The following is a 26,785-nucleotide window of genomic DNA, read 5'->3' as shown; positions in this document are numbered from 1 at the left end:
TTACTCATAAAACTCCGAATCTTCGGCCTCGCCAAAGCCTGTGCCCCAGAAATAGGGCTCTGCTGTTTCCTGCTCCAGCGAGCCCATGGCCGCGCCGACAAGCTGCGCCGCATTGGCAACCTGAATATCTTCCGGAACCCTTTGTCCGTCAGTGATATAGCTGATGGGCAAGGCATTCTGGATGCAAACGTTAATCACTTCGCCAAGATTCAGACTCTCATCCAACTTTGTAAGTATGCAGCCGCTCAAGGGAATCCGCCGGAAATGGTCCACCGCCTCCTGCATCACCCGGCGCTGGGAGGTTGCCGACATCACCAGATAACTGCGGATCCGCACCTTGGCATTCTTGACTAGGGTATCGAGCTGCTCGGTCAAGCGGATATCCCGCTGACCCACCCCTGCCGTGTCGATGAGCACCAGCCGACGATGACGGAACTGATATAGCGCATTGGCCAGCTCTTCGGCATCTCTTACCTGACGCACCGGGCAACCCATGATACGGCCATAGGTCTGCAGCTGTTCATGGGCACCGATCCGGTAATTGTCGGTGGTGATGAGCGCCACCTGCTCGGCGCCATACTTCATGGCAAAACGGGCTGCCAGCTTGGCGATAGTGGTCGTCTTGCCCACCCCTGTGGGTCCTAGGAGGGCGACAGCGCCCCCCTGACGTAAAATCTCGTCCTCACTGATCTTGAGCTGTGCGGTCAGCACTTCGGCCAGTTGCGCCATCGCCTGATGGATGGACATATCTTCAGGGATCAGCCCGGCCAATTGATCGGCAAAGGCGTCATCAAACCCTATTTTCTTGAGCTCCTTGATCAGCAGCGCCCGCATCGGTTCGCGGCGCTCCACCTCTTGCCACATCAGCCCGGATATCTGATGCTCCAGCAGTTTGCGAATGCTGGCCATCTCCTTGCGCATCCCCTCCATCTCCTGATCCCGCTGGGCAGGTTGAGACGCGCGCTGGCCGGAGGCAACCCGGGCCTTGGGCTTGGCTGGTTCCGGGGTTGCGCCCCACTGTCCCTGCTCGGCCAATGTTCTGGGCGCGGCATTGGCTGCAGCCAGACCGGCTGACTGGGTGTTGCCCATCGGAGCCCCATTGCCAGGCTTGAGCTTCTGCTGGCGAGCCAGGAGGGCGGCCAGGGTATCGGCATAATGTTCGTTCTGTTCCTTCGCCGAGGTTGGCTCCGGACGGTTCATCTGCCGCGCGGCAGACGAAATATTGACGCTCTCATCGTTCAGCTGACGGCGAACCGGCGCATCCTTCGGACCCGGAACCTGGGATTGATAATCGACTGCGGCGACTATCTCTACCCCTCCGGTGACCTTCTTGTTGGACATGATGACAGCGTCTGGCCCGAGCGTCTCCTTGACCTCGGCCAAAGCCGTTCGCATGTCCTTGGCAAAAAACCGCTTAATCTTCACCCGTCATCTCCGCTAACTAGTTCTGCCCTACCGCACTGACGATACGGATCTGCTTGTCGTCGGGCACTTCCTGATAAGACAGAACGCGCAATCCAGGAATGGCATTCTTGACAAATTTCGCCAGGGTATTGCGCAAGATCCCCGATGTCAGAAGCACGGCCGGTTGACCTTCCAACTCTTGTCGTTGAGTGGCTTCGACCAGCGAACGCTGCATCCGCTCCGCCAGACCCGGCTCAATACCGGCACCATCACCGCCACCCGCCTGCAGGGATTGATGCAATATACGTTCCAATTCCGGCGCCAAGGTAATCACCGGCAGCTCGGGATCGGGGCCTGCAATCTCCTGCACAATCAGACGGCGCAGGGCAATCCGGCAAGCCGCAGTGAGCACTTCCGGATCCGGACTGCGCGGCGCGTATTCAACCAGGGTCTGCAGGATAGTGCGCATATCGCGGATTGGCACGCCTTCATTGAGCAAATTCTGCAATACCTTCACCAGGTTACCCATGCTGATCACTTCCGGCACCAGCCCTTCGACCAGCTTGCTCTGATGTTTGCCAATCATGTCGAGCAGTTGTTGTACCTCGTCATGCCCCAGCAGCAGAGCCGCATGGTTGGTCAGGATCTGGCTCAGATGGGTAGCCACCACGGTCGCGGTATCCACTACCGTATACCCCAAGGTTTGAGCCTGTGACACCTGCTCCTTGGCGACCCATACAGCTTCGAGCCCAAATGCGGGATCCCGGGTGGCTATCCCCTGGATCTGGCCGAACACCTGCCCCGGGTTGATGGCCATCTCCTTATCATGGTAGACATTGGCCTCGCCGGTACTGACCCCCATCAAGGTGATACGATATTGGTTTGGCGCCAGATCCAGGTTGTCGCGAATGTGGACGGCCGGGACCAGAAAGCCCAGCTCTTGCGAGAGTTTCTTGCGCACCCCTTTGATCCGGTTGAGCAACTCGCCACCCTGATTGCGATCCACCAACGGGATCAGCTGGTAACCCACTTCCAGCCCGACGATGTCCACCGGCATCACATCGTCCCAGCTCAACTCTTTCTGCTCATGGGGCTGTTCAGCACTGGTCGGCATCAACTCACCACTGGCCGCTTTGGCGGCCGCCAGTTTCTCGCGGCGCAGCAACCACCAGGCGCCAGCGGCGGCGAGAGCCCCCAGACTCAGGAAGGCGAAGTGCGGCATCCCCGGCACCAGCCCCATCATCAGCAAGATACCTGCAGAGATGATCAAGGCCTTGGGATTGTCAAACAGCTGGCCTAGTACTGCGGTACCCATGTCCTGATCGGTATTCTGACGGGTCACTATGATAGCGGCGGCAATGGAAAGCAGCAGGGAGGGGATCTGCGCCACCAGACCGTCACCGATAGCCAGCAGGGTATAGATCTCGGCCGATTCACTGAAGGTAAGCTGGTGCTGCATCATCCCGATGATGAAGCCGCCGATGATGTTGATAAAGAGGATCATGATGCCTGCAATGGCATCCCCTTTGACAAACTTGGAGGCACCATCCATGGAGCCGTAGAAGTCGGCTTCCTGAGTCACATCCTGGCGGCGCTTCTTCGCCTCTTCCTGATTGATGAGACCGGCGTTCAAATCAGCATCGATGGCCATCTGTTTGCCCGGCATCGCATCAAGGGTAAAACGGGCACTCACTTCCGCGATCCGCCCTGCACCCTTGGTGATCACCACAAAGTTGATGATCATCAGGATGGTAAAAACGATGATGCCGACCGCATAGTTGCCGCCGATCACCACGTTACCGAACGCCTCGATCACATGGCCGGCCGCCGCACTGCCATTATGACCTTCCAGTAACACCACCCGGGTCGAGGCGACGTTCAACGCCAACCGCAGCAAGGTAGCGAGCAGCAGTACGGTCGGGAAGGCAGCAAATTCGAGGGGGCGGCGGGTATAGACGGATACCAGCAGCACCACGATGGAGAGAGCAATGTTAAAGGAGAAGAGCACGTCCAGCATCAGCGGCGGGATGGGTAACACCACCATGCCGAGCGCGGCCAATACCAGCAGAGGGGTACCAAGGCCTTTGCCCAATACTCCCCGGTACTCTTTGAACTGGCCCAATACTGCCTTGAATTCCATCGCGCTTCTCAATTTCAACCTGCTGGTGCCAGATTAAAGCAAACATCAAGCCAACAATACAAGACATTGAAATGCAATGGATTTATTTTGACTACGTCAGAACTTTGTCATTTTCGATATTCGGTCGGAATAGGCAGATCTTTAGCCAGCGGCTGGGGACGGCGCCCCTGACCACGGCGGAATTTCTTGAGCTGGAAGACATAGGCGAGCACCTGGGCAACCGCCGCAAACAGCCCTTCCGGGATCTCGTGGCCCAGCTCGGTTGAGTGGTAAATAGCCCGGGTCAAAGCCGGTGACGGCATGATGGGGATCTCGTACTCTCTGGCGATCTCCCTGATCTTCATTGCAATTTCATCGGTGCCCTTGGCTACGACCTTGGGCGCGGCGCCGGGTTTGCCCGCATCATACTTGAGCGCTACCGAGTAGTGGGTCGGGTTAGTGATTACAACGTCGGCCTTGGGCACATCCCCCATCATCCGGCGCATCGCCATCTGCATCTGCAACTGGCGGATCCGCCCTTTCACTTCGGGTTTGCCCTCACTGTCCTTGAATTCGTCCTTCACCTCCTGCTTGGTCATCTTGAGCTGACGCATGTGGTTCCACTGCTGGAACGGCACATCTATCGCAACGATGGGAAGCAGGGCGCAGCAGAGGATGATCAACATCCAGAGAAACAACTCCAGCGCATCGATAATGCCGCCGGGAAATCCCTCCATGGAAAGGTTGAGCAGGTGATTGAACTGGCTCGATAACATCCACCAGGCAAACAGGGTGATGAATATCACCTTGGCGATGGACTTAACCAGCTCAATCAGTGACTGCACCCCGAACATTCGCTTCAAGCCGGCAAGCGGACTCAGTTTGCTGAACTTGGGCATCATGGCCTCGGTGGAGAAGTTCATTCCCCCCATCAGGGTGTTGCCGATAAAGGCGGCAATCGCCACCAGCGCAAACAGAAGCCCCAGCGGAAGCAGCAGTTCCCCCAGCAGCGCAGGCACCATGGCGATCATGGCGTTGGGATCGAAAGCCTGCTCCCGATCCAGAGTAAAGCCCATGGTGACGACCTTGATCATGGCGGTCGCCAGCGAGCCCTTGAGCATCAGCAGGCCAAATACCGCCGAGAGCAGGACGCTGGCGGTGCCAAGCTCCTTTGAACGTGCAATCTGCCCTTTTTCACGGGCCTGTTGCAGTCGTTTGCCCGTGGGTTGTTCGGTACGTTCCTGATCGGTATCAGCCATGGGTACCGCCAAAGCATTGGGTGTCGATCAACTCGCAGCTAACCTCCTGCACCCGCTCCCACATCATGTCAAAGTGGCCGAGGAAGCCGCCGATAGTGAGCCAGAGGATCAGCAGACCCGACATCATGCTGACCGCAAAACCGATACTGAAAATGTTGAGCTGGGGGGCCGCCCGGGTCATGACACCAAAGGCAAAGTTGATCAGCAGCAGGGCGACGATGGCAGACAGCGCCATCACCAGCGAGGCCTGATACATGATCCCGAGAAAACCGATCAGGGTACGGATGGCGGGCAGAGAGAGCCCGGTATCCGATACTGGCAAGGTCTCGAAACTGAGGATCACCAGCCGCAGCATCACCAGATGGCCATCCAGCGCCAGAAACACCAAGGTCGCCAGCATCAGATAGAACTGGCCCACCACGGGGGCCGACTGACCATTCATGGGATCCACCAGGGTGGCAAAACCCAGGCTGGTCTGCATGGCGATGACCTGACCGGCCATCACGAAGCTCTCCATCAGAAACTGGGTCATCAGGCCGAGGGCAATCCCGATCAGCAGCTGTTGGCCCAACACCAGAAAGCTGCCGGCAGAGAAGAGTTCAATCGCTGGCATTTTCGGCAGCAGTGGCGCAATCAGGAAGGTGATGGCAACTGCCAACCCCATCCGCACCCGCGCAGGGACCAGACGGCTGCCGAATACCGCCATCACCATCAGCAGGCTACTTACCCGCGCCAGCGGCCAGAGGATGGAAGACAACCACTCCATGATCAGAGCGGTTGTGTAGGTCATCCCACCACCTCGGGGATTTGATTGACCATCAGTACGAAGAAGTCCATCAGGCTCTGCAAGCCCCAGTGTGCCCCAGCCCCCAGCGCAAACAGGGTCACGATGAGGCGGGGCAGAAAGCTCAGGGTCTGCTCGTTGATGGAGGTCGCAGCCTGAAAGATGGCCACCACCAGACCAATCATCAGACTCGGCAGGATCACGGCGCACACCATGATGGTCACCAGCCAGAGCGCCTCACGAAAGACGTCGACAAAGGTTTCAGGACTCATGTTCGGGCTCCTTGCACTCGACCGGCTAACCGGCACCCAGTCCGAAGCTGTTGGCCAGGGAGCCCAGGATCAGGTTCCAGCCATCCACCATCACGAACAGCATCAACTTGAAGGGTAGCGAGACGATCATCGGCGACAGCATCATCATCCCCATCGCCATCAGGATACTGGCCACCACCAAATCGATGACAAGAAACGGCAAGAACAGCATAAAGCCAATCTGGAAGGCGGTTTTCAGCTCGCTGGTGACAAACGCCGGGATCAGCACCCGTAGCGGCACATCGGCAGGTTTCTCCACCTGCACGTTGGCGATCTCCATAAAGGTATTGAGATCCTTGATCCGGGTCTGGGCCAGCATGAACTGGTGGATGGGCAACTCGGCTCGCTCCAGCGCCTCCTTTGCCTGAATGGTCTCGGCAAGATAGGGCTGCAGCGCCTCATCATTGATCCGATCCAGCACCGGCGACATGATGAAAAAAGACATGAACAGCGCAATGCCGATCAACACCTGGTTGGAAGGGCTCTGCTGCAGACCGATCGCCTGACGCAAGATACCCAGCACCACTATGATGCGGGTAAACGAGGTCATCATGATCACCATGGCCGGCAAGAAGGAGAGCGCAGTCATCAGCGCCAGCACTTGCAGGGTCAGGCTGTACTCCTGGGAGCCATCCCCCATGGTCTTGACGGTCACCGCCGACATGGCATCCTGCGCCAGCACAGGCCAAGAGCAGAGCAGTGGTAGCAGCAGACTGGCCAGCAGCCCTGTTTTCAGCAATGCGCCGTTAGCTTTTTTCATGCTTGCCCATCAATTTGCCAAGCTGCTGGGAAAACGCCTGAGGCTGGTTTTCGTCCAGTGGCTCCTCCAGCCGGTAGAGAAAATTGACCTGCTGCGGCGTGACCCCGAGCAGCAGCTGCTGCTCGCCCACCTTGACCACCAGCAGCTTCTCCTTGTAACCCACCGGCAACGAGGCGATGACCCGCATCTGGCCGCCCCCCATGGCGGTCGCCAGCTTGCTCTTCTTGAGCAGAAAACCCAACACCAGAATGAGACCGATCACCATCAGACTGGAGAGCAGCCAGGAGCTCAGAGTGGGCGCATTGACTGCCCCCTGAGTGTCAGCAAAGGCTGGCAGAGACATCGACAGTAACAGCAGCAAACGCATCATTTGAGTTTCTTTATCCGCTCGATCTGGCTGATGACATCGGTCAAACGGATACCAAACTTGTCGTTCACCACCACCACCTCGCCATGGGCAATCAGGGTGCCGTTGACCAGCACGTCCAGCGGCTCACCCGCGACGCGATCCAGCTCCACCACCGAGCCTTGGTTGAGCTGCAGCAGGTTGCGAATACTGATCTGGCTGCGGCCTACCTCCATGGCGATGGTCACCGGAATATCGAGAATGGTATCGAGCTTGCGCCGCTCCTCGGCACTGATGGGGGCATCGTCAGTCAGCTCTTCAAGGGGGGCAGGCTTGGCTTCGGCAATCACCTGCTCTTCCAGCGCTGCAGCCCAGGCATCAGCCATCAAATCCTCTTCCTCAGTTCCGCTCATCTTGTGTCCTTATGCTACTTCGTGACCGTTTACCGCAATAAACCGTCGATTATCGTTGTTGATCTTCGATACTGCGCTCGAGCTCTTCCAGCTCGGCCTCACCATCAATACGTACACCGCCCCGGGTCACCAAATGCATCTCGGTCTTGACCCCTTCCGGGCGCTTGAGTTTGTCGGTTATCTTGAGTGCCACATTCTCTTTGGTCCGCCCCATTTTGGCGTGGAAGGTGGGCAAATCTTCCACCAAGACCAGCAGATTTTCCGGCATCTCTACCGGGATGATGTCACCGGGCTGCAACTCCATCAGTTCACGCAGGGTGAGTTCCGTCTCAAGCAGTTTGGCCCTCAACTCGACCTTCACATCCATGATCTCGTCGCGCAGCGCCTTGCTCCAGCGCACGTCGGTGTCCCCCTTGTCACTCTGCACACCGGCATCAAGCAGTTCACGGATCGGCTCCAGCATGGAGTAGGGCATGGCCACATGGAAATCACCGCCACCACCATCAAGTTCGATGTGAAACGAGCTCACTACAATCACTTCGGTCGGACTGACGATGTTGGCCATCGCCGGGTTCACCTCGGAGTCAAGATACTCGAAGCCCACATCCATCACCGGCGCCCAAGCATCCTTGTAATCCTCGAACACCAGCTTGAGCAGCATCTGAATGATGCGCCGCTCGGTGGGCGTAAACTCACGCCCCTCTATCTTGGCGTGATAACGACCGTCACCACCGAAGAAATTCTCCACCAGGATGAAGACCAGACGCGCCTCCATAGTGATAAGAGCCGTCCCTTTCAGCGGTCGGAAACGCACCATGTTGAGGCTGGTCGGCACAAACAGGGTGTGAACATATTCGCCAAACTTCAGCATCTGTACCCCATTGATGGAGACCTCGGCAGTACGACGCATCATGTTGAACAGGCTGATCCGCATGTGACGGGCAAAACGCTCGTTCACCAGCTCCAGGGTCGGCATGCGGCCACGGACGATGCGGTCCTGAGAGGAGAAATCAAACTGGGCAACGCCGGGGTCTCCGGCAGCGCCTATCTCTTCCTCTTCGACATCATCGACACCGTGCAAGAGGGCATCAATTTCGTCCTGACTTAACAGATCGCTCACGTTTCACCTACTGCATTACAAAGCCGGTAAACAGCACTTGTTCGATAACGGGGGAAGAGACCAGCTCATTGAGCACCCGACGGCACTCTTCCAGTGAATCCTTGCGCAGCTTCTCCTTGCCTTCAAAGGTCATCAGCTGTTCGGCACTGGCCGCACTGAATACCCGCAGCAAGGTGCCCTCAATCAGGGGAATATTCTGTGTGGCCAGCGTCTCGTCGGCGGTACCGCGTACCATCAGCTGGATCTTGATCTGCACCAGTCGATCCCGCTGTGCGCCCACGACATTGAACACAAAAGGACGGGGCATCCCCACATAGAGAGAAGGCTTGATCGCCTCAGCCTCCTTGGGTTTCCCTTCGCCCCCCTCTGCCGATTCGGCAGGGGGCGTATCCGAGCCGGACAGCATAAACCAGACGCCAGCACCACCACCGCCTAGCAAAACGACCGCCAGGGCAATGATAATGATCAGCTTCTTTTTCTTGCCCGCGGCCGGAGCTTTTAGCGTCAATTCGTTATCGTCAGCCATCCCTTGTCCACCCTAGTCTCAAACTTGTTCGATATCATAAACTTACTCGGGATTGCATCAAGCATAGAAATCTATTCCTGAATCATTTGGCGATTCCACCAGCAAACTGAGGTTGGCTGTGGTGAGTCCCCCTTCAACCAGCCCGTTACCGGTACGTGGCTGACCGCCACTCTGACCCTGCTGCCCCTGCTGCCCCTGCTGCCCCTGCCCGCTAAAGGCAGGCTGGCCCTGTTGTTGCTGTTGCTGCGACTGCTGTTGAACCTGCGTCTGGCCAAGCTGGATCCCCTGCCCGGCCAGCATGTCACGCAGACGGGGCATCGCCTGCTCCAGCATCTCGCGGGTCTGCCCATGTTGTACCACGAAATGGACGTTGGCCTGGCTGTCGGCCCCAATCTGGATCTGGATCTTCATCTTGCCAAGGCCGAGGGGGTCGAGCTGAATTTCCGCCTGTTGCAGTTTGTCGGCCAGCATCACATTGACCTTCTGGTGCAATTCGGCAGGCGCTTCCTGACTGGCCAGTTTCAAATGAGGTAAATTCTGCGGTTCACGGCGCACGCTCCCCTCTGCAGCAGATATCCGGTTTTCAGCGGCCTGAGGTTGAGGCTGACCCTGCTGATTATGCTGTACTGGCTGATGCTGGTTACTGTCATCGGCAGAGGCGGTAGTAAGAGAGCCCATGTCCGGCTCCCCCACTTTCGCCTTCACCTCCGGCTGTACCGCTTTACGTACCTCCTCGCTGCCCGTCACTTCCATCTGCCTGATCCCGGCTGAAAGGGTCGACAGCGGCGCTTGCGGCCCCTGAGATTCGGCCTGTGCCAACACCTGTTGCGGCGCCACCATCACGGGTGCGGCAGCGCTATCGGTCTGAGTCGTCGCATTTGGCGTCACGCTGCTCTGGGCTGCGGCACGTTGCGCCGTCGTCACGTGCGCCGAACCTTGATTGACGGCAGTGGCTGGCTGCGGGCTTCCCTCGGCGGCACTCTTCTCAGCCCCCTTGCCAGTCGAGCCATTCGCGGTGCTCTCTACGGCAGTGGAAGTGGGTGTGCTACCCGCATCAGGTTGTTTGACCCCCTCACCGAATGCCTTGAGGGTAGCCCCCTGAGTCGCGGCTTGCGCCGTTTGCCCCTTACCGGTCACGACGCTGCTGGCTGCGGGGCCGGATTTGCTCTCGCCCCCCTCTGTTGCCGCGAGTAACTCATCGCTTTTGACCCCGTTTGCCGCCTCATCGACCGGCAGCCCCCTGGCCAGCTGGGCAATCCGCTCGGCCCCCGTGAGAGGCTTGGTGTGCTTGCCATCTGTCCCGAGGGTTTCGCCCTTGGCAGAGGCTTTCTCCCCGGACTGGCCATCTGCAGTAGTGGCGGTATCTTCACCCTCAGAGGAGAGAACGGCAGAAGAGGCATCGCCCTGCGCCACCACTCGCGCCGCAGAGGGCGATACGGTGGTTTCAAGAGTCGATTTGGCGGTCGTCGCCAGCGGCGACTGCGCCTCGGCCTGACCGTTAGCAAGCTGGCGGGCAAGCCTAGCAGCCGCAGAGGCCTGTTCACTGTCATCAAGCGCAATGCCCTCCTGCTCACCCTGTTGCGGCAACGGATTGCCGTCTACCGCCGGTGCGCTCTGCTGGATCGCCAGCGGTGGCGGTGGCGGTGGCGTCACCAGCGAGGTATCGAGTTTGAGGGCGTCTTGCAAGCGCAGCAGAAAGTCGTTGGCAGGGATCTCCTCCACCTTGTTGACGGCGTCAGGAGCCGGTTCCTTGCTGGTCTCATTGTTGGAGGAAGCGCCCTCGGTCGCCAAAGATTTGGCTGACTGGAGACTGTTACCGCTCCGGCTGCTATCAACCATGCTCTGTTCACTGCTTTGGACCTTGGCAATCAGGGAGGCGAAATCGTCATTGCTATCGCAGCCTGCCCCTCCATCGATACTCGTGCTGTCAGCGGAACCGCCTAGAGGCGCTTTATCCAAACCGTTAGCCGGCACCGAAGGGGTTTGTGTCAACACTGTCTGCATCATGATGGGATTCCTGAATTCTGGCAGCCCCAACGAGATGGCCGCCGGCAATGTTCAGATCAAAGCAAGTTACAGGCCAGATTGATGAAAACGCCGCAACATGGCGTACTCATCCAGCATTTTCTGCTCCTGACGTTGGGCTTTCTGCCGCTCGCGGCCTGCCTGCTTCTCCAGCAACAGCTCTACCGCCTTGCGCCGCTGCTGAGCTGCCAACCACTCTTCGCGGCGCAGCTCAAGCGCCTGGCGCACCTGCAGCACCCCTTCGTACTGCTGGGTGGCGGCTTGTTCGAGTTTGTTGATAAAGGCGTGATACTGGCTATTTTGCTGGGGCGAGATCCCCTGCAAACCACGATCGGTCCACTGCTGGTGATAGATCTGCCGGTACTGGTTGAGGGCATTTTGCTGATCCATAAACAGCTTGAGATCCTGCTGCGCCTTCACCAGCGCCAGTGCACACTGCTGCTCCGCCTCCACCAGCCGATCGGCCAACAATAGCAACCCTTTACTCATCGTCGACCTCTCTGTTCCCGACCGTCATCAGCGCATCAGTGGCATCGCCACCATCTGCAAGGCTTGCAAGCCATCATCGTAATGAATGACCTCGCGCATCCCCTGCTGCAAGAACTGATCCAGATAGGGTTTTTGAATGATGGCGCGGTCGATGCGCGGATCAGAACCCTGGCTATAGGCACCTATGGTGATGAGATCCCGGTTCTGCTGATAGAGGGAGTAAAACTGCTTGAGGGTACGCGCCAGCTCCATGTGTTCCGGCGAGGTCACCATAGGCATGACCCGGCTGATGGACTTCTCGATGTCGATGGCAGGATAGTGCCCCGCATCAGCCAGCTCGCGTGACAGCACTATGTGGCCATCGAGGATCGCCCGCGCCGCGTCGGCAATGGGGTCCTGCAGATCGTCCCCCTCGGTCAATACGGTAAAGAAAGCGGTGATGGAACCCTGCCCATCGCTGCCGTTACCGGCCCGCTCAACCAGCGCCGGCAATTTGGCAAACACCGAGGGCGGATAACCCTTGGTAGCCGGCGGCTCGCCCACGGCCAGCGCAATCTCGCGCTGGGCCTGGGCATAACGGGTGAGCGAGTCCATCAGCAGCAACACGTTGAGCCCCTGATCGCGGAAATACTCGGCAATGGCCAGTGCGGTTTCGCACCCCTTGAGACGCATCAGCGGCGAGGCATCGGCGGGAGCCGCCACCACCACGGAACGGGCACGCCCCTCCTCTCCCAGAATGTCTTCGATAAACTCTTTTACTTCCCGACCCCGTTCGCCGATGAGCCCCACGACTACCACGTCGGCCACCGAGCCGCGGGTCATCATGCCGAGCAGCACCGATTTGCCGACGCCGGAGCCAGCAAACAGCCCCATCCGCTGGCCCTGACCGATGGTCAGCACCGCATTGATGGCGCGCACCCCCACATCCATCGGCTGATGAATGGGGCGACGCGCAAGCGGATTGATGCGGTGTTGGGCAAACTGCACCGTTTGGGAGGAGAGAATGGGGCCGAGGCCATCGAGGGGCTGGCCAATACCATCGATGACCCGGCCAAGCAGGTTCATGCCGACCGGAATACCGTGTTCTTCGGTGATGGGCACCACCCGGGCACCGGGGATCACCCCCTTGAGCTGTTCACTCGGCATCAGAAAGAGGCGATCGCCCGAAAACCCCACCACTTCGGCCTCAAGGGTTCCCTCGAGCGTGTCGATGCGACACAAGGCGCCGATAGCAGCGCGACAACCGATGGCTTCGAGGGTCAGCCCCACCACCCGGGTCAATTTGCCGGCGACCGGCGGTTTGGGGGCGCTATCGCGCACCTTGTACCCTTGCAACCGGTTCAGTAGCGAGCCGCTCATCTGGCCTCCTGAGAGCTAAAAAGTGCAGCCGGACGGCAGCGTCCGGCATCGGTTATGGGCGTGAGTCTTGCGAGGCTGGGGTCTACGACGCATTGTCTCGCAAGAAGTTGCGCAGCAGCTGATCGATACGCCCCGAGAGGGTCAGGTCAATGCTGGAAAGCTCGGTGGCCAACTGCAGATCGCCGGGGGAGAGGGTGGGATCGCTCTGAAGTCGCCAGTGGCGTCTGGCGCACTCGTCGGCGCCAAATGCCTGCTCGACGCGAGCGATATCATCGGGATGCAGCATCAGGGTGACCCCCTGATCGGCTGCGGGTAGCAACGCCAACCCCTCCTTGAGCGCCTCCAGCAGGGTACGGGGAGAGGTCTCTGCTTCATGGCGAATGAGCGCGCGGGCCAACTGCATCACCAACGAGACCAGCTGCTGCTCTACCGCCTGATCCAGTTCGCTCAGGGGATTGGCGAGGCGAGCGGCGAGCCCCTGCCAGTGGGCAATCTCCTGCTCCACCAGATCGCGCCCCATGGCCAGCCCCTCCTCGCGCCCCTGCTCGAGACCAGCGGCGTGACCCTGTTGCAACCCCTCCAGCTTGCCCTCTTCCAGTCCCTTGGCAAAGCCGGCTTCACGACCTTCGGCCATCCCCTCTTCCCAAGCGGCCTGACGAATTGCTTCGAGCTCTTCTGCGGTAATTGTGGGGGCCGGTTCCTGCTCGGGCTCCGGCTCTACCACCTCCTCTTCCTGCTGATACCAGTCGGGGGCAAGACCGAGTGCATTGGTCCCAACCTCCGCTGCTACGTCCATTTCGGGCCAGCCCCAGGTCTCTACCCGGGTCTCTTCCCCTTCAGGCCGCACATAACCACGCAGCTTGTTGTTCATCTATTTGCGCCGCTCCTTGCCAAGGCCGTATAAAGGACAGGCAGACAGGTTCCATGAGTTCGCCATGGCTTAGAGGAACTCCTCGCCGCCACCGGCACCCAGCATGATCTCGCCGGCATCCGCCAGACGGCGGGCGATGGAGAGGATCTCTTTCTGGGCCGCTTCCACTTCGGAGACCCGGATCGGCCCCATGGCCTCCAGATCGTCCGCCAGCATTTCGGCCGCCCGTTTGGACATGTTCTTGAAGATCTTCTCGCGCATCTGATCGTCGGAGCCCTTGAGGGCTCGTTGCAGCAGATCCCCCGGCACTTCCCGCAGCATGGTCTGGATGCCGCGATCGTCCACATCGATGAGGTTTTCGAACACGAACATCAAATCCTGGATCTGCTGGCTCATCTCTTCGTCCGACTCGCGGATGGAGTCCATCAGCTGGCCTTCGATATTGGTATCCAGGTAGTTCATGATGTTGGCGGCTGCCTTCAGGCCACCCATCTTGGCTGCCTGGGCACCGGCCGCACCGGCGAACTGTTTCTCCATGATGTCGTTCAACTCTTGCAGTGCCGCCGGTTGCACCTCTTCGAGGTTGGCGATACGCATCACCAGATCGAGGCGCACCTGCTCCGGGAACTGGCTCAGGATCTCGGCGGACTGCTCCGGCTCCAGATAGGAGAGCACGATGGTCTGGATCTGCGGGTGTTCGTTCTGGATGATGCTGGCCACCTGACGGGCATCCATCCACTTGAGCGAATCGAGGCCGCGGGCGCCGGAACCAAGAATGATCTGATCCACCAGATTGCTCGCCTTGTCCTCGCCAAGGGCCGCCACCAAGGCCTTGCGCACGAAGTCTTCGCTGCCGATACCGATGTTGGTGTACTTCTGGATATCGTCGATAAATTGACGGTGCACCGCCGCCACCCGATCGTGACTGAAATCGGACATGGAGGCCATCGACATACCGAGCCGCTGCACCTGCTTGGGTTCGAGATGACGGAAGATCTGGGCGGCATCCTCTTCATTGAGGCTCAGCATCAGCACCGCAGCCATCTCCATCCCCGACATCTGGTCGAGGATCTGGCGCTGACTGTCGGTGATGTCATTGCCGGTGACTTGACTCTTCTTTTCTTCAGGCATCTTTGTTCGTTACCCATTCTTTAATGACCTGAGCGGCCAGATCCGGCTCGTTCGCCACCAGCGCACGCACCGCCTTGAGCAAGTCTTCGTCACGGTGCAGATCCGGTAGTTTCAGCTGGCCATCGCGCACCCCGAACACCGGCTCTCCCTCAACCTGGGCTGCCAGCAGGCTGAGCTCGTCGTCACCACCCAGTACGGTGTGGTTGTCAAAGTCCACTTCCCCTTCCTGCCTGGCATCCGGATAGAGCAGCCGCTTGAGCATGGGGCGAACCACGGTGACGATCAAGACAATAATCACCAGTACAGAGCCCGCTATCCGTACCGCACGCCAGAACCAGGGTTGATCGTAGAGTGGCACCTCGGCTACGGTATCGAGCTCGGGGCGATTGAACGGAATGGCGACCACCTCGAGGGTATCACCACGGGTCACATCAAAGCCAAGGCCACCGCCGAGCAAACGGCGCAGGGTATCGAGCTCTGCCTGGCTGCGCGCCTCGCGGGTCACGACCCCGTCGGCACCGGGCACCGCCTTGTAATCCACGGCAACCGAGACGGTCATGCGGCGAATCCCCCCCATCTGGCGACGGGTATGGCTGACAGTAGTATCCAGCTCGAAGTTGCGGGTCGCCTCTTTACGGGAACGACCGGAGGCCACCGCACCGGCGCCATCGCCGCCAGTGGCCTGTTCAGGAATATTGGACGCGGCAGGCGGCTGGTTGCTGAGCGCCCCCGGCACACCGCCATTGCTGCCGCTGGCACTGTTCTCTTCCAGCGTCATCTCTGATCGCACCGCTGGCAGGTCGGGGTTGTAGGTTTTTCGGGTCTGCTCCTGCTGGGAGAAGTCGAGGGAGAGGTCCACTTCCGCCGTATAGTTGTCAGCCCCGAGCACCGGGATCAGGATGGCGTCAATTTTTTGCTTGTACTCCAGCTCCTGCTTCTGCTGCATGGCAAACTCTTTGCGAGTCTGGGCCGAGATCGGGTCTTGCGAGCCGGAATTAAGCAGGCGGCCATTCTGGTCGGTCACAGTGACACGGGTCGGCTCGAGACCGTGTACTGCAGAGGCGACCATATCGACGATGGAGTCCACCTCCCCCTGCCCCAGCGCCGCCCCTTTCAGATTGAGTACAACGGTGGCACTGGGCTTGCGCTCGTTGCGGGCAAACACGTTGTCTTTCGGGATAGCCAACAGCACCTGGGCCTTCGCCACATTCTGGAACTGCTCGATGGCGCTCGCCAGCTGGCGCTCGCGGCTCAGTTTCAGACGCTCGCTCTCCATTCGCTGGCTAACACCGAAGCTGGAGTCCTTGAGCAGAATATCCTCTCCACCATTGGTCGCATCGGCCGCATTGGTGAGGCCGGCCCGGGTCAGCGCCAATCGGATGCTGGCAAAGTTTTCGGCACTGACCAGCACACTCTTGCCATCCACCTCATAGGGGATCTTCTGCTGATCGAGAAAGTCGAGGGTCTTGACCAGCTCCTGGGTGGTGTAGGTGCCGAGGGGACGCATATCCGGCTCCTTTCCCCACAGCAGGATAAAGACGGCGATAGCCAGACAGATGGCAAGCCCCAGGATCAGGGTGATCTGGCGCAGCATATCGGTATTGGACAAGAATCCCAGTGCCGAGCTCTTCTGCTCATTGGCATCGAGGGCGGCGGTGCCCTCATCGTTTATCAGCAGATCGCCATTTTGGTCAGTAGCCACGATTTATGTCCTTATTGCTGACAGGTCATGATGCACGGTCATCGCTTATACCGGCATATTCATGATGGTTTTGTAGGCATCGACCATCTTGTTGCGCACCTGTACTGTCGCCTCGAAGGCGATGGAGGATTTCTGGCCAGCGATCATCACCTCGGCCAGATCCACCGACTTGTCGCCCATATCGAAACGGGTGCGCAGATCATTGGCGGCCCCCTGCAACTCGTTGACGTTACCGAGCGCCTGCTGCAACAGCAGGCCAAAATCGGAAGTCACCTGACGACCCGGCTGTGACAGCGGGGTTGCACCAGCCTCTACCTTGAGTGCCTGCATCTCTTGCATCAGGCTGCTTGCACTTATTTCCATTTTCTGTCCCCAGACAAATCATTGACGCTGACAGACCAAAGCAATAAAAGTGCCAATTAGTTAAAAATGGTCTCAAACCGCAGAAATGGAGGGAAAAAGAGGGGAAGAGGGGAAGAGGGGAACCTTACCGCCGCAAGCGTGGCACACCCCCCTCGCTGGCCACCCTGTCGAACCATGATGGTTGCCGAGCCACTTGAACAGTAGTTCGTTGTGAAGATTAATCACTCGACGCGCTATTAGTCAGGGCGGGATGGCGAGTGCAGAGCTGGCTATCCAGCTCTGCACGCTTGCGGGCTGATGTGTTCCGGGTGCCCCGGTCACAGCTGACATCGGGCACTGCCGTTATGGCGCAGGGGTATCCCCCCTGGCGGCCAGCGCCTCATCCACCTGCTGATCCCGCGCCCCTGTCATGCCGGCGTGGCGCGCCAGCAGATGGTAGATGGCGGGCACTACCAGCAGGGTGACCAACGTTGCCAACGACAATCCGAAGAAGACCACGGTACCCACCGCCATCCGGCTCTCGTAGCCCGCCCCCATCGAGAGCATCAGCGGCACCGTGCCGATAATGGCGGTGAGCGAGGTCATCAGGATTGGCCGCAGGCGGCGCACCGAGCCTGCGATGATCGCCTGCTCGAACGACTCGCCGCGCTGGCGCAGCTGGTTGATGAACTCGACGATGAGGATGCCGTTCTTAGTCACCATGCCGATCAGCATGATCATCCCGATCTGGCTGTAGATGCTCATCTCCTGCCCCGTCAGCCAGAGGCCCAAAAGGCCGCCGAAGATGCCGAGCGGCACCGTCACCATCACCACCGCCGGGGTCAGGGTGCTCTCGAACTGGGCCACCAGCACCAGATAGACCACCAGCAGGGCGAGGCCGAACACCAGCACCATCTCCCCCTGATTGTCGCGGTAATCCTTGGAATCACCGGCGTAATCCACCGTCATGCCGGTGGGCAGGTTGGCGTTGGCCCAGCCGTCGAGGAAGTCGAGCGCCTCACCCAGAGTGTGATCGGGGTGCACGTCGGCGGTCAGGGTGATCGCTTTTTGCCGCTGGTAGTGGTTGAGGCGGTTGGCGGTCGCTACCTGCTTGACGGTCGCCAGGGTCGAGAGACTGACCATCTCGCCATTAGCGGCCTTTAGATAGATGCGGCCGAGATCCGAGATACCGTTGAACTCGGTCTGGTTGCCGCGCAGGTAGACGTCATACTCCTCGCCCCTGTCGACATAGGTGGTCTTGCTCGTCCCGCCCAACAGGGTCTGCAACGTGCTGGCGACGGTGGAGACCGGAATGCCGAGCTGGCTGGCGCTGTCGCGATTGATGGTCACCTGCAGCTCGGGGGTCTTCTCGGCATAGTCGAGATCCGGGCTCAGCATCAGGCCGCTGCCCTGCGCCGCCTGTTGCAACGCCAACCCTTGCTGGTAGAGTTCGGCATAGTCGTTGCCCTGCAGCACGAACTGCACCGGCGCGGTGGAGCCGCCCCGGAAACCGGGCTGGAAGGTGCGGATCATCACATCGGGAATGCCGGATAGCTTGGCCCCCAGCGAGCGGGAGAAGTCGGTGGCAGTGACGTCGCGCTCGGCCCAGTCGGTGAGCTGGATGATCACCATACCGGTCTGATCGCCGCCACGACCAAAGGCGGGGGTGCTGAAGCTCAGCGCCTGCACCACCCCTTTGCCGAGCATCGGCATGATGGCGGACTCCACCTGCTGCATGTTGCGCTTCATCCGCTCGATGCTGGTCCCCTCTGCCCCCTTGACGAAGACGTAGATGACGCCGCGATCCTCGGTCGGGGTGAGGCTGGTCGGCAGCTGGCTAAACAGGGCACCGATACCGCCCAGACAGAGCAGCAGCACCAGCGGCACCCAGCGGGAGCGCTGCAGCACCCACGCCAGCAGGTGGCGATAGTGCCCCTCCAGCCAGCCCAGCCCGCGATCGAGCCCGGCAGTCAGCCGGTTCGGCTTGTCGAGCGGGCGCATCAGCCAGGAGCCCATGGCCGGGGTCAGGGTCAGCGCCACCAGCGAGGAGCAGAGCACCGCGAGCGATAGCAGGATGGCAAACTCGGTAAAGAGCCGCCCCACCATGCCATCCATAAAGGCGATGGGGACAAACACCATCACCAGCACGGCGGTGGTGGCTATCACCGCAAAGCCTACCTCGCGGGTACCGTGCCAGGCGGCCAGCAGCGGTGGTTCGCCCCGCTGCAGATGGTGGTGGATGTTCTCCACCACCACGATGGCGTCATCCACCACCAAGCCGATGGCTAGGATCAGCGCCAGCAGGGTGATGAGGTTGATGGAGAAGCCGAGATACCAGGCGCCGATAAAGGCGGAGATCAGCGACACCGGCACCGTAATGGCCGGAATGAGCGTGGTGCGCCCCTGCCCGAGGAACAGATAGAGCACAGCCACCACCAGCACGGCACAGATGGCCAGGGTCTCGTACACCTCGTCGATGGCCTGCTTGATAAAGATGGTAGAGTCGTAGTCGACCTCAAGGGTCGCGCCCTCCGGCAGGAAGCGCTGCATCTCGCCGAGCTTCTTCTCCACCCCCTGCGCCACTGCCAGCGGGTTGGCGGTGGACTGGGCAACGATGCCGATACCCAGACTCTCTTTGCCGTTACGCTGGTAGGCGCTGTCCTCGTTCTTGGCCCCCACCTCCACGTCGGCAATATCGGCCAGATAGACGCTCTGGCCGTTGGCGGCAGTGCGGATCTGCAACTGCTGGAAATCCTCCGCGGTGTGGTAGAGACGGGCGATCTGCACCGCCATGGTCATGGCGTTGTTGCGGATCTCGCCCCCCGGCAGCTCGATGTTCTCCCGCTTGAGGGCATCTTCCACATCGCTCACCGTGATGCCACGGGCCGCCATGTCGGCAGGTCGCAGCCGCACATACATCACCTGGGTCAGATCGCCGGAGAGCGCCACTTCACTCACCCCGTCCACCAGGCTCAAGGGGTCGACCAGCACCCGGTTGGCGTAGTCGGTCATGGTGGTACGATTCATCTGGCTGCTGCTGAAGTTGAGCCAGACCGCCACATCGCCGTTGCCGCTGTCCTTGGTCACCAGCGGCTCGTCCACATCATCGGGCAGCCGGGGCCGGGCGCGGGAGAGAGCATCGCGCACATCGGAGATCCCCTCCACCATGTTCCAGCCGAGCTTGAACTCGACGGTGATCATCGAACGCCCCTTGCGGGTCATGGAGTTGATGTTCTTGATACCGCTGATGCCGGAGAGCTGATCTTCGATGGGCTTGGTGACCTGACTCTCCATCACCGAGGGGGCCGCCCCCTCATAGGTGGTGGTGATGGAGACCGAGGGGATCTGCACGTCCGGCATCTCCCGCACCGTCAATTTGCTGAACGCGACCAGACCAAACACGGTGAGCAGGGCGCTGAGCACCACCGCCACCAGCGGGCGACGTACTGAGATATCGGAGAGCCACATCAGCCGTTCACCTCGGCCAGATCGCGCACCTGCACCCCATCACGCAGATTGACCAGCCCCTCGACCACGATGCGATCGCCGACGTTCAGCCCCTCGGTGACCCAGACGGTCTCCCCTTCGGTTTCGCCGAGCACCACAGGTACCCGCTTGACCCGGCCATCGGCCTCGAGACGGTAAACAAAGCGCTGCTCACCGGCGTACTCCACCGACTGGGCGGGGATCAGGGTGAGCTGCTGGGCGGGCAGCGCCAGCTCCACATTGAGCTGCATCCCCGGGCGCAACTGGCCGTTGCCATTGGGGATCATCACCCGCGCCTTGATGTTCTGGGTATCGTTGGAGACGCGGCTATCGAGGGTGGTCAAAGTGCCGTTAAATTGCTGATCCGGCCAGGCGCTGCTGGTGGCGGTGACTGCCATGCCCGGGCGCAGCAGGGAGAGGTAACGCTCCGGCACCGCCAGATCGAGGCGCAGTTTGTCGAGCTCATCCAGATGCAGCAAGGTATCGCCGCTGTTGACCAACGCCCCTTCGCTGAGATCAATCAGACTCACGGTGCCGGCAAAGGGCGCCTGCAAGGTACGCAGAGAGAGTTCGTAGCGGGCGGCATCGAGGCGCGCCTGCACCTGTGCCACCATGGCCTCCTGCCCCTCCAGCTCGGATTGGGTCACGGCGCCACGGGCCACCAGCTTGCGCATATCCCCCAGCTTGCGGTGCTCGTCACGCAGGCTGGCGCTCTGCTCGGCCAGTTCCGCCTGCTGCTTGCCCGCATCCAGTGCGATCAGGGTCGCCCCCTTCGCCACGGTCTGACCCGACTGCATCGCAATCTTCACGATGCGACCGGTCACTTCGGGGCTGATGATGACGGAGCGATTGGCCGCCAGCTTGCCCACCAGCTTGAGGGTCGGCTCGGCCAGACTCTGCTTGACGGTTTGAGTGCGGATATTGACCTGTCTGGCCGGTGCTTTGGCGGCGGGTTCGCTGTGACGCAGCGCCCAGACGCCGGCAACCACGATTAGAAGAAGGCCCAAGCCGAGCCAGATACGCATTTTCATCTAACGGTCCATGAAGAGTGATAGGGTAAATCCAGATTGGGCCATTTTAGCCCCAGACTATGCCGTGACTATGTATAAATGTGACAAAAGGTAACAGCAGTAGAAATAACGCACCCTCATCCGGGCAGGTTGATGCTTTTCATCATGGCGCTTTCATCATGCCCTTTAGCCTCAACCAGCCCAACAACCTCCATGATGGTGAAGATCAGGGCGATGGTGAAGATCAGGGCAGCACCACAGTGGCAACCAACCGGATTGGTGCCAACTGCCACAAAATATGGAGGAGTGACGTCAACTGACTCTCGGGTTAAGCTGACTATCCCCATCAAGATAAGGAGATCAAAGTGTCACGTAAACCCCGTGTTGGCCTCGCTCTGGGAAGCGGGGCCGCCCGAGGATGGGCGCATATCGGTGTGATCCGCGCCCTCGAAAGAATCGGTGTCAAACCGGACCTTATCGCCGGTTGTTCCATCGGTAGCTTTGTTGGCGCCGCCTATGCCACCGGTGAGCTCGACAAGCTGGAGTCCTGGGTGCGCGGCTTTAGCCGCATGCAGGTGGTCAGCCTGCTCGATCCGGCGCTCACCGGTGGTCTGTTCCGGGGGGACAAGGTATTTGGCCTCGCCGCCAGCCATCTCGGCAACCCCGCTATCGAGACACTCCCGATCCCGTTCGCCTGTGTCGCGACCGAACTCGATACCGGCCGCGAAATCTGGCTGCAACAGGGACCGCTGCGCCAGTCGGTGCGCGCCTCTTGCGGCATGCCGGGGATCCTCACTCCGACTCGGGTCAACGATCGCTGGCTGGTGGATGGCGCAGTGGTCAATCCGGTCCCCATCTCACTGGCCCGCGCCATGGGGGCTGAAGTCGTGATAGCGGTCAACCTCAACACTGACATGCATCAACCCTGGGCTGACGAACCGGATCAACCGGGGGGCAGCGGCCTGCTCAGCCAGTGGCTCAATCGCGGTGAATCCGCGCCAGCCCCCCCAGGTCTGTGGAGCGTCATGAGCGGTGCCATCAACATCATGCAAGAACGGATCACCCGCGCCAGGATGGCGGGTGATCCGCCGGAAATCCAGCTCTGCCCACGCCTTGGCAGCTTCTCCATCATGGATTTCCACCGAGCCAGCGATGCCATCAACGAGGGGGAGGCCTGTGTCGAGCGCAACCTCGATCAGCTCAAGGATGAACTGGGCCGCCTCGGGTTGCTGGGCAGCTAGTTGTCACCATGCGGCGATCCTAAATGAAAAAAGCGCCATTTGGCGCTTTTTTTTCAACTTCCTTACTCAGTCACATCCTTACGGTAGAAGAGCAATCCGAGCAGAATGACTGCCACCGACACCAGCAGATACAGCCCCAGGCTGGGATTGGTGATACCACCATAGAGGATGATGAGCGCCCCCAGGGTGGCACAGGTCGGGATCATAAACCGCTTCACCCAGCCCAACTCGGTAAAGGTGCGCATATACCAGACATAGAGGAACAGATAGAGGCCATAAATCAGCACGATCGGCATTTCATCAAGGGCGATGTAACGACCGAATGTCTCGTTGATGCTGCAATACCACAGCACCGAGTAGATCACCGACAACAGCGCTGCCGCCCGGGCCGAGTTAATGGGCATGTGGTGATGAGGTTCAATACGGCTCATCCACTTGGGGGCTGGCCCCTGATTGCGGATCGCCAGCGAGTAGGGAATACGCATGGTCGCCAGCACCAGACCATTGAGGGTCCCGAGACAGGAGATGATCACGAACACGGTCAAAATGGTCGAGGCAGTCCCGCCAAACAGGCTGTTTGTTGCGATATTGACCGCGTTATCCCCTTGCGCCACTATCTCGTCCGTCGGCAAAACACTGGCGATCCCCAGAAAATAGGTGACATAGACCACAAAGACGATCAGGGTGCCAATCACCAGAGCTCTGGGCAGGTTCTTCTTGGAATCGCGAATTTCGCTGTTGATGGTCACGGCGGCGATCCACCCTTCATAGGCGAAGGCGGTAGCAACCACGGCCGTGGCCAGAGTGCCTCCGGTGCTCCCTATCCCATCCATCGCCTGCACAAAGTTGGTCACGGTGACACCATTGATCAGCCCTGAAATGGTGCCCACAATGGCAACCAGGATCAGCGGGATCAACTTGATCAGGGTAGATCCCACTTGCAGCTTGCCCGCCAGGACCGGGGTATAGAAGTTGATCAGATAGGTGACCGTCATATAGACAGCCGCCAGCATCCAGGTGGCACCAGAGTTGGTCGGATTATCGCTGCCGAGCAAGATCATGGTGTATAGCGCCGCAACCCAGGCCAGGATGGCAGAGAGAGGCGCATAATAGAGTACGCCTTTGAACCACCCCACCAGGTAGCCAAACATTTTGCCGTATGCCGCTTCGGCATAATCGACGATACCATTGGACTTTTCTATCCGCTGGGCAAACTCGGCAAACACCAGCGCCCCGAAGATCATGGAAAATGCACCCAATGCCCATGCCAGCAGCGCAATGGCCAGATTACCGCCAGTCAAACGCAATACATCATCGGCCTTGAAGAAGACGCCGGAGCCGATCACCACGCCGACTACCATAGCGATGGCTGTCATCAGGCCATAGCGTTTATCCAACTCATTACTACTCATACCCATTGCTCATATCTTCCTGAATGTAATCGTTCTCGGGTGGTTCGGTACCACCAGGGGACCCATTTTGCGGGGCTGCCTATTCTCGTTGGCCTGCATAGATAATTCAAAGCATGTTAGATAAAAAAATCGATCTGCGACCCAAAAAAATACCGCCCGAAGGCGGCATTTCTATTCACATCGATGATCAGCCCTTGGCGAGGTCATCCGGTCCGATCTGACCGATCTCTGCAACTTTTTTGTCCGCCAACAGCCAGAGGGTAAACTTGTGCAGGTCAGGGTGGTGAGCAAGGGCTACCAGGAAGGCGCCACCTACTTCACGATAACCCAGCTCGTAGTTTTTCAGGGTTGTGGGGGGAACACCGAGCAAATCAGCAAACTTCGGACGGCTCAAACCGACCGCTTCGCGGATCTGACGGATCTTCTTGCCAACAGTGACGATATTTGAATTCATAATGTTCCATACTCCGTCTTTATTTTTCGCGACGACTCGTAGTCAAGTGTATCAGTTTTGTACGGACTCGTTATGGTCGAGCCTCTATCTTATGAGCGCCTTTCGGCGACAACCCTTATTTTCAACGGGGATGGTAATCGCTCAGCTGCCTCAGGTAAACAGTCTCGAAAAGAAACCTTTATTGTCGCCCCCTCAATAACTCGTATAATCCGCAAGCTACCCATTAAGAGGAATAAGTATGGCGTTTCCCGGCATTATCTCTCGCCTTCACCCCGTTTCCAGCCCAGCAAAACTGGCGCAACAGCGCCTGCAAGGTGAACAATATCGCGCCGAAGCATTCTGGCTTCCGGCTCTGCTGTCCCACCACGCCAGCGAGCTGCTGGCCGCCCTGCCGGAGAGTTGCAACCTGTTTCTTGAACAAGCGTCGCAGAACCTGCCCTTGCGCAGCCACGACGGCATCCTGCATAACAATGAGCAGCTCATCTTGATAAATGGTCAGTCTATTGCTCTGGCAACCACCCCGGGTGACGGCGGTCTGGTACCCGAATCCGGCATGGCTGAGATGGCAGAGTGGCTGGAGATGGGACACCGTCATTTCATCTTTTCAGCCGCAGTTCAGCCTGTGGCACGCGCCATCCTCAACATCTGGCCCCTTGATCCCTATCTGGCCAGACATTTCTTGATGACATTTACCCCCCTGCTGAAAAGTGCAACGGAAGCAGACTACCTCGAGGTGTTTCATGTCAGAGCAAACCCTGCCAATCCGCACAGTGACTGGGCTCAGGCCTATATGAAACTGGAGAAGAAACTGCACAGGGCCTATCTGGATCACTAATTAATCAAAATAAACAGCCGGTTAAGGGCACGACACAATTTGCCATAAGGCTCATTTGTGAGCTTGATCATGTTTTAAAATCGGCATAGAGTGCGCCTCGTCATCGGAATGACATCAGTTGCCTGGCAGCGGTTTATCACGCTTTGCGTGCCATGCCAGTGCACTCGACACACCAGGAGAGTGTGCAACCCGGCACAGCCGGGTCATCTGTCAGACTCGACGCCAGCCGTACGGCGGAGCCTGCAGCTTACATAAATGAAAAAGTGCTAAGCACGTGCACTACGTGTGATCTCAACGAGGATTTTTTTATGATGAAAATGGCCCCTTCCATGATCGCCATCGCCATGGCTGCTCTGGGTGCTACCGCTGCTCACGCCGCTGACGACATCTACTTCGGTGCCGGTGTCGGTGTTGCCCACTTCAACGGTCTGGGAAAAGTGACCAGCGATAACACTGGCGAAGAAAATGCAGCTGCGGCCAACGCCTTTGTTGGTTACAACTACACCGAAAATTTTGCAACCGAGTTTGGTTACCTGTACACAGGTCGTGGCAATAGTGGTGGCCAACGCTACGAAAACCAGGGGGCTACCCTGTCCGGTCTCGCTCGTCTGCCGGTTGGCAACGACTTCTCCCTGTTCGCTGAAGGCGGCGCCTACTGGGCTCACACCGACGGCTTGGGCGTGAGCGATACCAAAGTGTCTCCGCTGGCCGGGCTCGGTGTGACTTACCAAGTTAACGATGCACTGGATATCCAAGCGCGTTACCGCTACATGTGGGATGTGGCTGATCTGCATGCTGACAATGGCGACAGCTACAAATCCAACCAAAGCGTGACAACTCTGGAAGCGGTATACCACCCGTTCCGTACTTCCTACGTCGCCCCCGTTGCAGCACCGGTTGTTGAAGAAGCGCCTGCTCCGGCTCCGCAAGTTGTCGAGAAGAACTTCGCCCTGAACTCCGACGTGCTGTTTGCCTTTGGCAAAGAGACCCTGAAGCCGGAAGGCGTTGCAGCCCTGAATGCGCTGTACCAGCAGATCGTTGATTTCCAGCCGAAAGATGGCAACGCTGTTGTTGTTGGTTACACCGACCGTATCGGTTCCGACGCTTACAACCAGAAGCTGTCTGAAGCCCGTGCCCGTACCGTTGCCAACTTCCTGGTGAGCAAAGGTATGGCTGCCAGCAAGGTTGCCATCGAAGGTCGTGGCGAAGCCAACCCGGTTACCGGCACCAAGTGCAACGGCGTAACCGCTAAAGCTCAGCTGATCTCCTGCCTGGCTCCGGATCGTCGCGTAGAAGTTCGCGTATCTGGCGTACAAGAAGTTCAGCAATAATCTGACCTCGTTCAGATAGTGCGAAAAAAAGGGATGCTGCGGCATCCCTTTTTGT

General features: G+C 59.1%; 25 protein-coding genes. 3 read left to right on the top strand and 22 right to left on the bottom strand.

Annotated features, from left to right (window positions below):
* The 20 genes from flhF to BN1125_RS19020 all read right to left on the bottom strand — a co-directional run bounded on the left by flhF (position 1) and on the right by BN1125_RS19020 (position 21,807).
* Positions 1-1,425 carry a flagellar biosynthesis GTPase FlhF gene (gene flhF / locus BN1125_RS08065; RefSeq protein ID WP_042011656.1) on the bottom strand — a complete coding sequence of 475 codons (1,425 nt, stop codon included), beginning with the start codon at positions 1,423-1,425 and terminating at the stop codon, positions 1-3.
* A gap of 16 nt (positions 1,426-1,441) precedes the next feature.
* Positions 1,442-3,544 carry a flagellar biosynthesis protein FlhA gene (flhA, locus tag BN1125_RS08060; RefSeq protein WP_042011655.1) on the bottom strand — a complete coding sequence of 701 codons (2,103 nt, stop codon included), beginning with the start codon at positions 3,542-3,544 and terminating at the stop codon, positions 1,442-1,444.
* A gap of 107 nt (positions 3,545-3,651) precedes the next feature.
* Complete coding sequence (gene flhB / locus BN1125_RS08055; protein ID WP_042011718.1) at positions 3,652-4,782, bottom strand: flagellar biosynthesis protein FlhB; 1,131 nt, start codon at positions 4,780-4,782, stop codon at positions 3,652-3,654.
* The gene (gene fliR / locus BN1125_RS08050; protein WP_042011654.1) at positions 4,775-5,572 is read right to left on the bottom strand and encodes a flagellar biosynthetic protein FliR; all 798 of its coding nucleotides are present in this window, start codon (positions 5,570-5,572) and stop codon (positions 4,775-4,777) included. The genes flhB and fliR overlap by 8 nt, the downstream gene beginning before the upstream one ends.
* The gene (gene fliQ / locus BN1125_RS08045; RefSeq protein ID WP_042011652.1) at positions 5,569-5,838 is read right to left on the bottom strand and encodes a flagellar biosynthesis protein FliQ; all 270 of its coding nucleotides are present in this window, start codon (positions 5,836-5,838) and stop codon (positions 5,569-5,571) included. Before fliQ ends, fliR begins: the two co-directional genes overlap by 4 nt.
* 25 nt (positions 5,839-5,863) lie before the next feature.
* Positions 5,864-6,637, bottom strand: coding sequence for a flagellar type III secretion system pore protein FliP (gene fliP / locus BN1125_RS08040; protein ID WP_042011651.1), 774 nt, complete (start codon positions 6,635-6,637; stop codon positions 5,864-5,866).
* On the bottom strand, positions 6,624-7,007 hold the full coding sequence (fliO, locus tag BN1125_RS08035) for a flagellar biosynthetic protein FliO (RefSeq protein WP_042011649.1): 384 nt from the start codon (positions 7,005-7,007) through the stop codon (positions 6,624-6,626). The genes fliP and fliO overlap by 14 nt, the downstream gene beginning before the upstream one ends.
* Positions 7,004-7,396 carry a flagellar motor switch protein FliN gene (gene fliN / locus BN1125_RS08030; protein WP_042011648.1) on the bottom strand — a complete coding sequence of 131 codons (393 nt, stop codon included), beginning with the start codon at positions 7,394-7,396 and terminating at the stop codon, positions 7,004-7,006. The genes fliO and fliN overlap by 4 nt, the downstream gene beginning before the upstream one ends.
* A gap of 49 nt (positions 7,397-7,445) precedes the next feature.
* Complete coding sequence (fliM, locus tag BN1125_RS08025; RefSeq protein ID WP_042011646.1) at positions 7,446-8,516, bottom strand: flagellar motor switch protein FliM; 1,071 nt, start codon at positions 8,514-8,516, stop codon at positions 7,446-7,448.
* A gap of 7 nt (positions 8,517-8,523) precedes the next feature.
* Positions 8,524-9,042 (bottom strand): flagellar basal body-associated protein FliL, encoded by a 519-nt coding sequence (gene fliL, locus BN1125_RS08020; protein WP_042011643.1) that lies wholly within the window; start codon positions 9,040-9,042, stop codon positions 8,524-8,526.
* 57 nt (positions 9,043-9,099) lie between these two features.
* Complete coding sequence (locus tag BN1125_RS08015; protein ID WP_042011642.1) at positions 9,100-11,049, bottom strand: flagellar hook-length control protein FliK; 1,950 nt, start codon at positions 11,047-11,049, stop codon at positions 9,100-9,102.
* A gap of 66 nt (positions 11,050-11,115) precedes the next feature.
* Entirely contained in the window at positions 11,116-11,556 is a 441-nt protein-coding gene (gene fliJ / locus BN1125_RS08010; RefSeq protein WP_042011641.1) for a flagellar export protein FliJ, read from the bottom strand.
* Between the two features lie 27 nt (positions 11,557-11,583).
* Positions 11,584-12,915 carry a flagellar protein export ATPase FliI gene (fliI, locus tag BN1125_RS08005; RefSeq protein ID WP_042011639.1) on the bottom strand — a complete coding sequence of 444 codons (1,332 nt, stop codon included), beginning with the start codon at positions 12,913-12,915 and terminating at the stop codon, positions 11,584-11,586.
* Positions 12,916-12,997: 82 nt separating this feature from the next.
* On the bottom strand, positions 12,998-13,786 hold the full coding sequence (gene fliH, locus BN1125_RS08000; RefSeq protein WP_042011638.1) for a flagellar assembly protein FliH: 789 nt from the start codon (positions 13,784-13,786) through the stop codon (positions 12,998-13,000).
* Between the two features lie 69 nt (positions 13,787-13,855).
* Entirely contained in the window at positions 13,856-14,917 is a 1,062-nt protein-coding gene (fliG, locus tag BN1125_RS07995; protein ID WP_005334749.1) for a flagellar motor switch protein FliG, read from the bottom strand.
* Entirely contained in the window at positions 14,910-16,619 is a 1,710-nt protein-coding gene (gene fliF / locus BN1125_RS07990; RefSeq protein ID WP_042011637.1) for a flagellar basal-body MS-ring/collar protein FliF, read from the bottom strand. Before fliF ends, fliG begins: the two co-directional genes overlap by 8 nt.
* A gap of 45 nt (positions 16,620-16,664) precedes the next feature.
* Positions 16,665-16,982: a flagellar hook-basal body complex protein FliE gene (fliE, locus tag BN1125_RS07985; protein ID WP_042011636.1), complete on the bottom strand. Its 318-nt coding sequence runs from the start codon at positions 16,980-16,982 to the stop codon at positions 16,665-16,667.
* A 342-nt stretch (positions 16,983-17,324) separates the two neighbouring features.
* On the bottom strand, positions 17,325-20,429 hold the full coding sequence (locus BN1125_RS07980; protein ID WP_042011635.1) for an efflux RND transporter permease subunit: 3,105 nt from the start codon (positions 20,427-20,429) through the stop codon (positions 17,325-17,327).
* A complete protein-coding gene (locus BN1125_RS07975) occupies positions 20,429-21,478 on the bottom strand; it encodes an efflux RND transporter periplasmic adaptor subunit (RefSeq protein WP_042011634.1) in 1,050 nt (349 codons plus the stop codon). The genes BN1125_RS07980 and BN1125_RS07975 overlap by 1 nt, the downstream gene beginning before the upstream one ends.
* Before the next feature lie 116 nt (positions 21,479-21,594).
* A complete protein-coding gene (locus BN1125_RS19020) occupies positions 21,595-21,807 on the bottom strand; it encodes a hypothetical protein (protein ID WP_156993204.1) in 213 nt (70 codons plus the stop codon).
* A gap of 15 nt (positions 21,808-21,822) precedes the next feature.
* Between BN1125_RS19020 and BN1125_RS07970 the strand changes: the two genes are divergently transcribed.
* Positions 21,823-22,698 carry a patatin-like phospholipase family protein gene (locus tag BN1125_RS07970; RefSeq protein WP_042011632.1) on the top strand — a complete coding sequence of 292 codons (876 nt, stop codon included), beginning with the start codon at positions 21,823-21,825 and terminating at the stop codon, positions 22,696-22,698.
* A gap of 62 nt (positions 22,699-22,760) precedes the next feature.
* On the opposite strand, the gene BN1125_RS07965 is transcribed toward BN1125_RS07970, so the two are convergent.
* Positions 22,761-24,110: an APC family permease gene (locus BN1125_RS07965; protein ID WP_042011717.1), complete on the bottom strand. Its 1,350-nt coding sequence runs from the start codon at positions 24,108-24,110 to the stop codon at positions 22,761-22,763.
* Between the two features lie 187 nt (positions 24,111-24,297).
* Complete coding sequence (locus BN1125_RS07960) at positions 24,298-24,564, bottom strand: helix-turn-helix domain-containing protein (protein WP_005343938.1); 267 nt, start codon at positions 24,562-24,564, stop codon at positions 24,298-24,300.
* A 238-nt stretch (positions 24,565-24,802) separates the two neighbouring features.
* Here BN1125_RS07960 and BN1125_RS07955 point away from each other — a divergent pair, with 238 nt between their 5' ends.
* Both BN1125_RS07955 and BN1125_RS07950 read left to right on the top strand, forming a co-directional pair.
* Positions 24,803-25,399, top strand: a complete 597-nt coding sequence (locus BN1125_RS07955; protein ID WP_042011631.1) for a hypothetical protein — start codon at positions 24,803-24,805, stop codon at positions 25,397-25,399.
* Between the two features lie 308 nt (positions 25,400-25,707).
* Positions 25,708-26,730 carry a porin OmpA gene (locus BN1125_RS07950; protein WP_042011630.1) on the top strand — a complete coding sequence of 341 codons (1,023 nt, stop codon included), beginning with the start codon at positions 25,708-25,710 and terminating at the stop codon, positions 26,728-26,730.
* Positions 26,731-26,785 lie beyond the last annotated feature (55 nt).

It is taken from the genome of Aeromonas fluvialis (genome assembly GCF_000819885.1).
Taxonomy (GTDB): Bacteria; Pseudomonadota; Gammaproteobacteria; order Enterobacterales; family Aeromonadaceae; genus Aeromonas; species Aeromonas fluvialis.
Note: the sequence above shows the minus strand (reverse complement) of the source record. Positions and strands in the feature narration are given on the sequence as shown.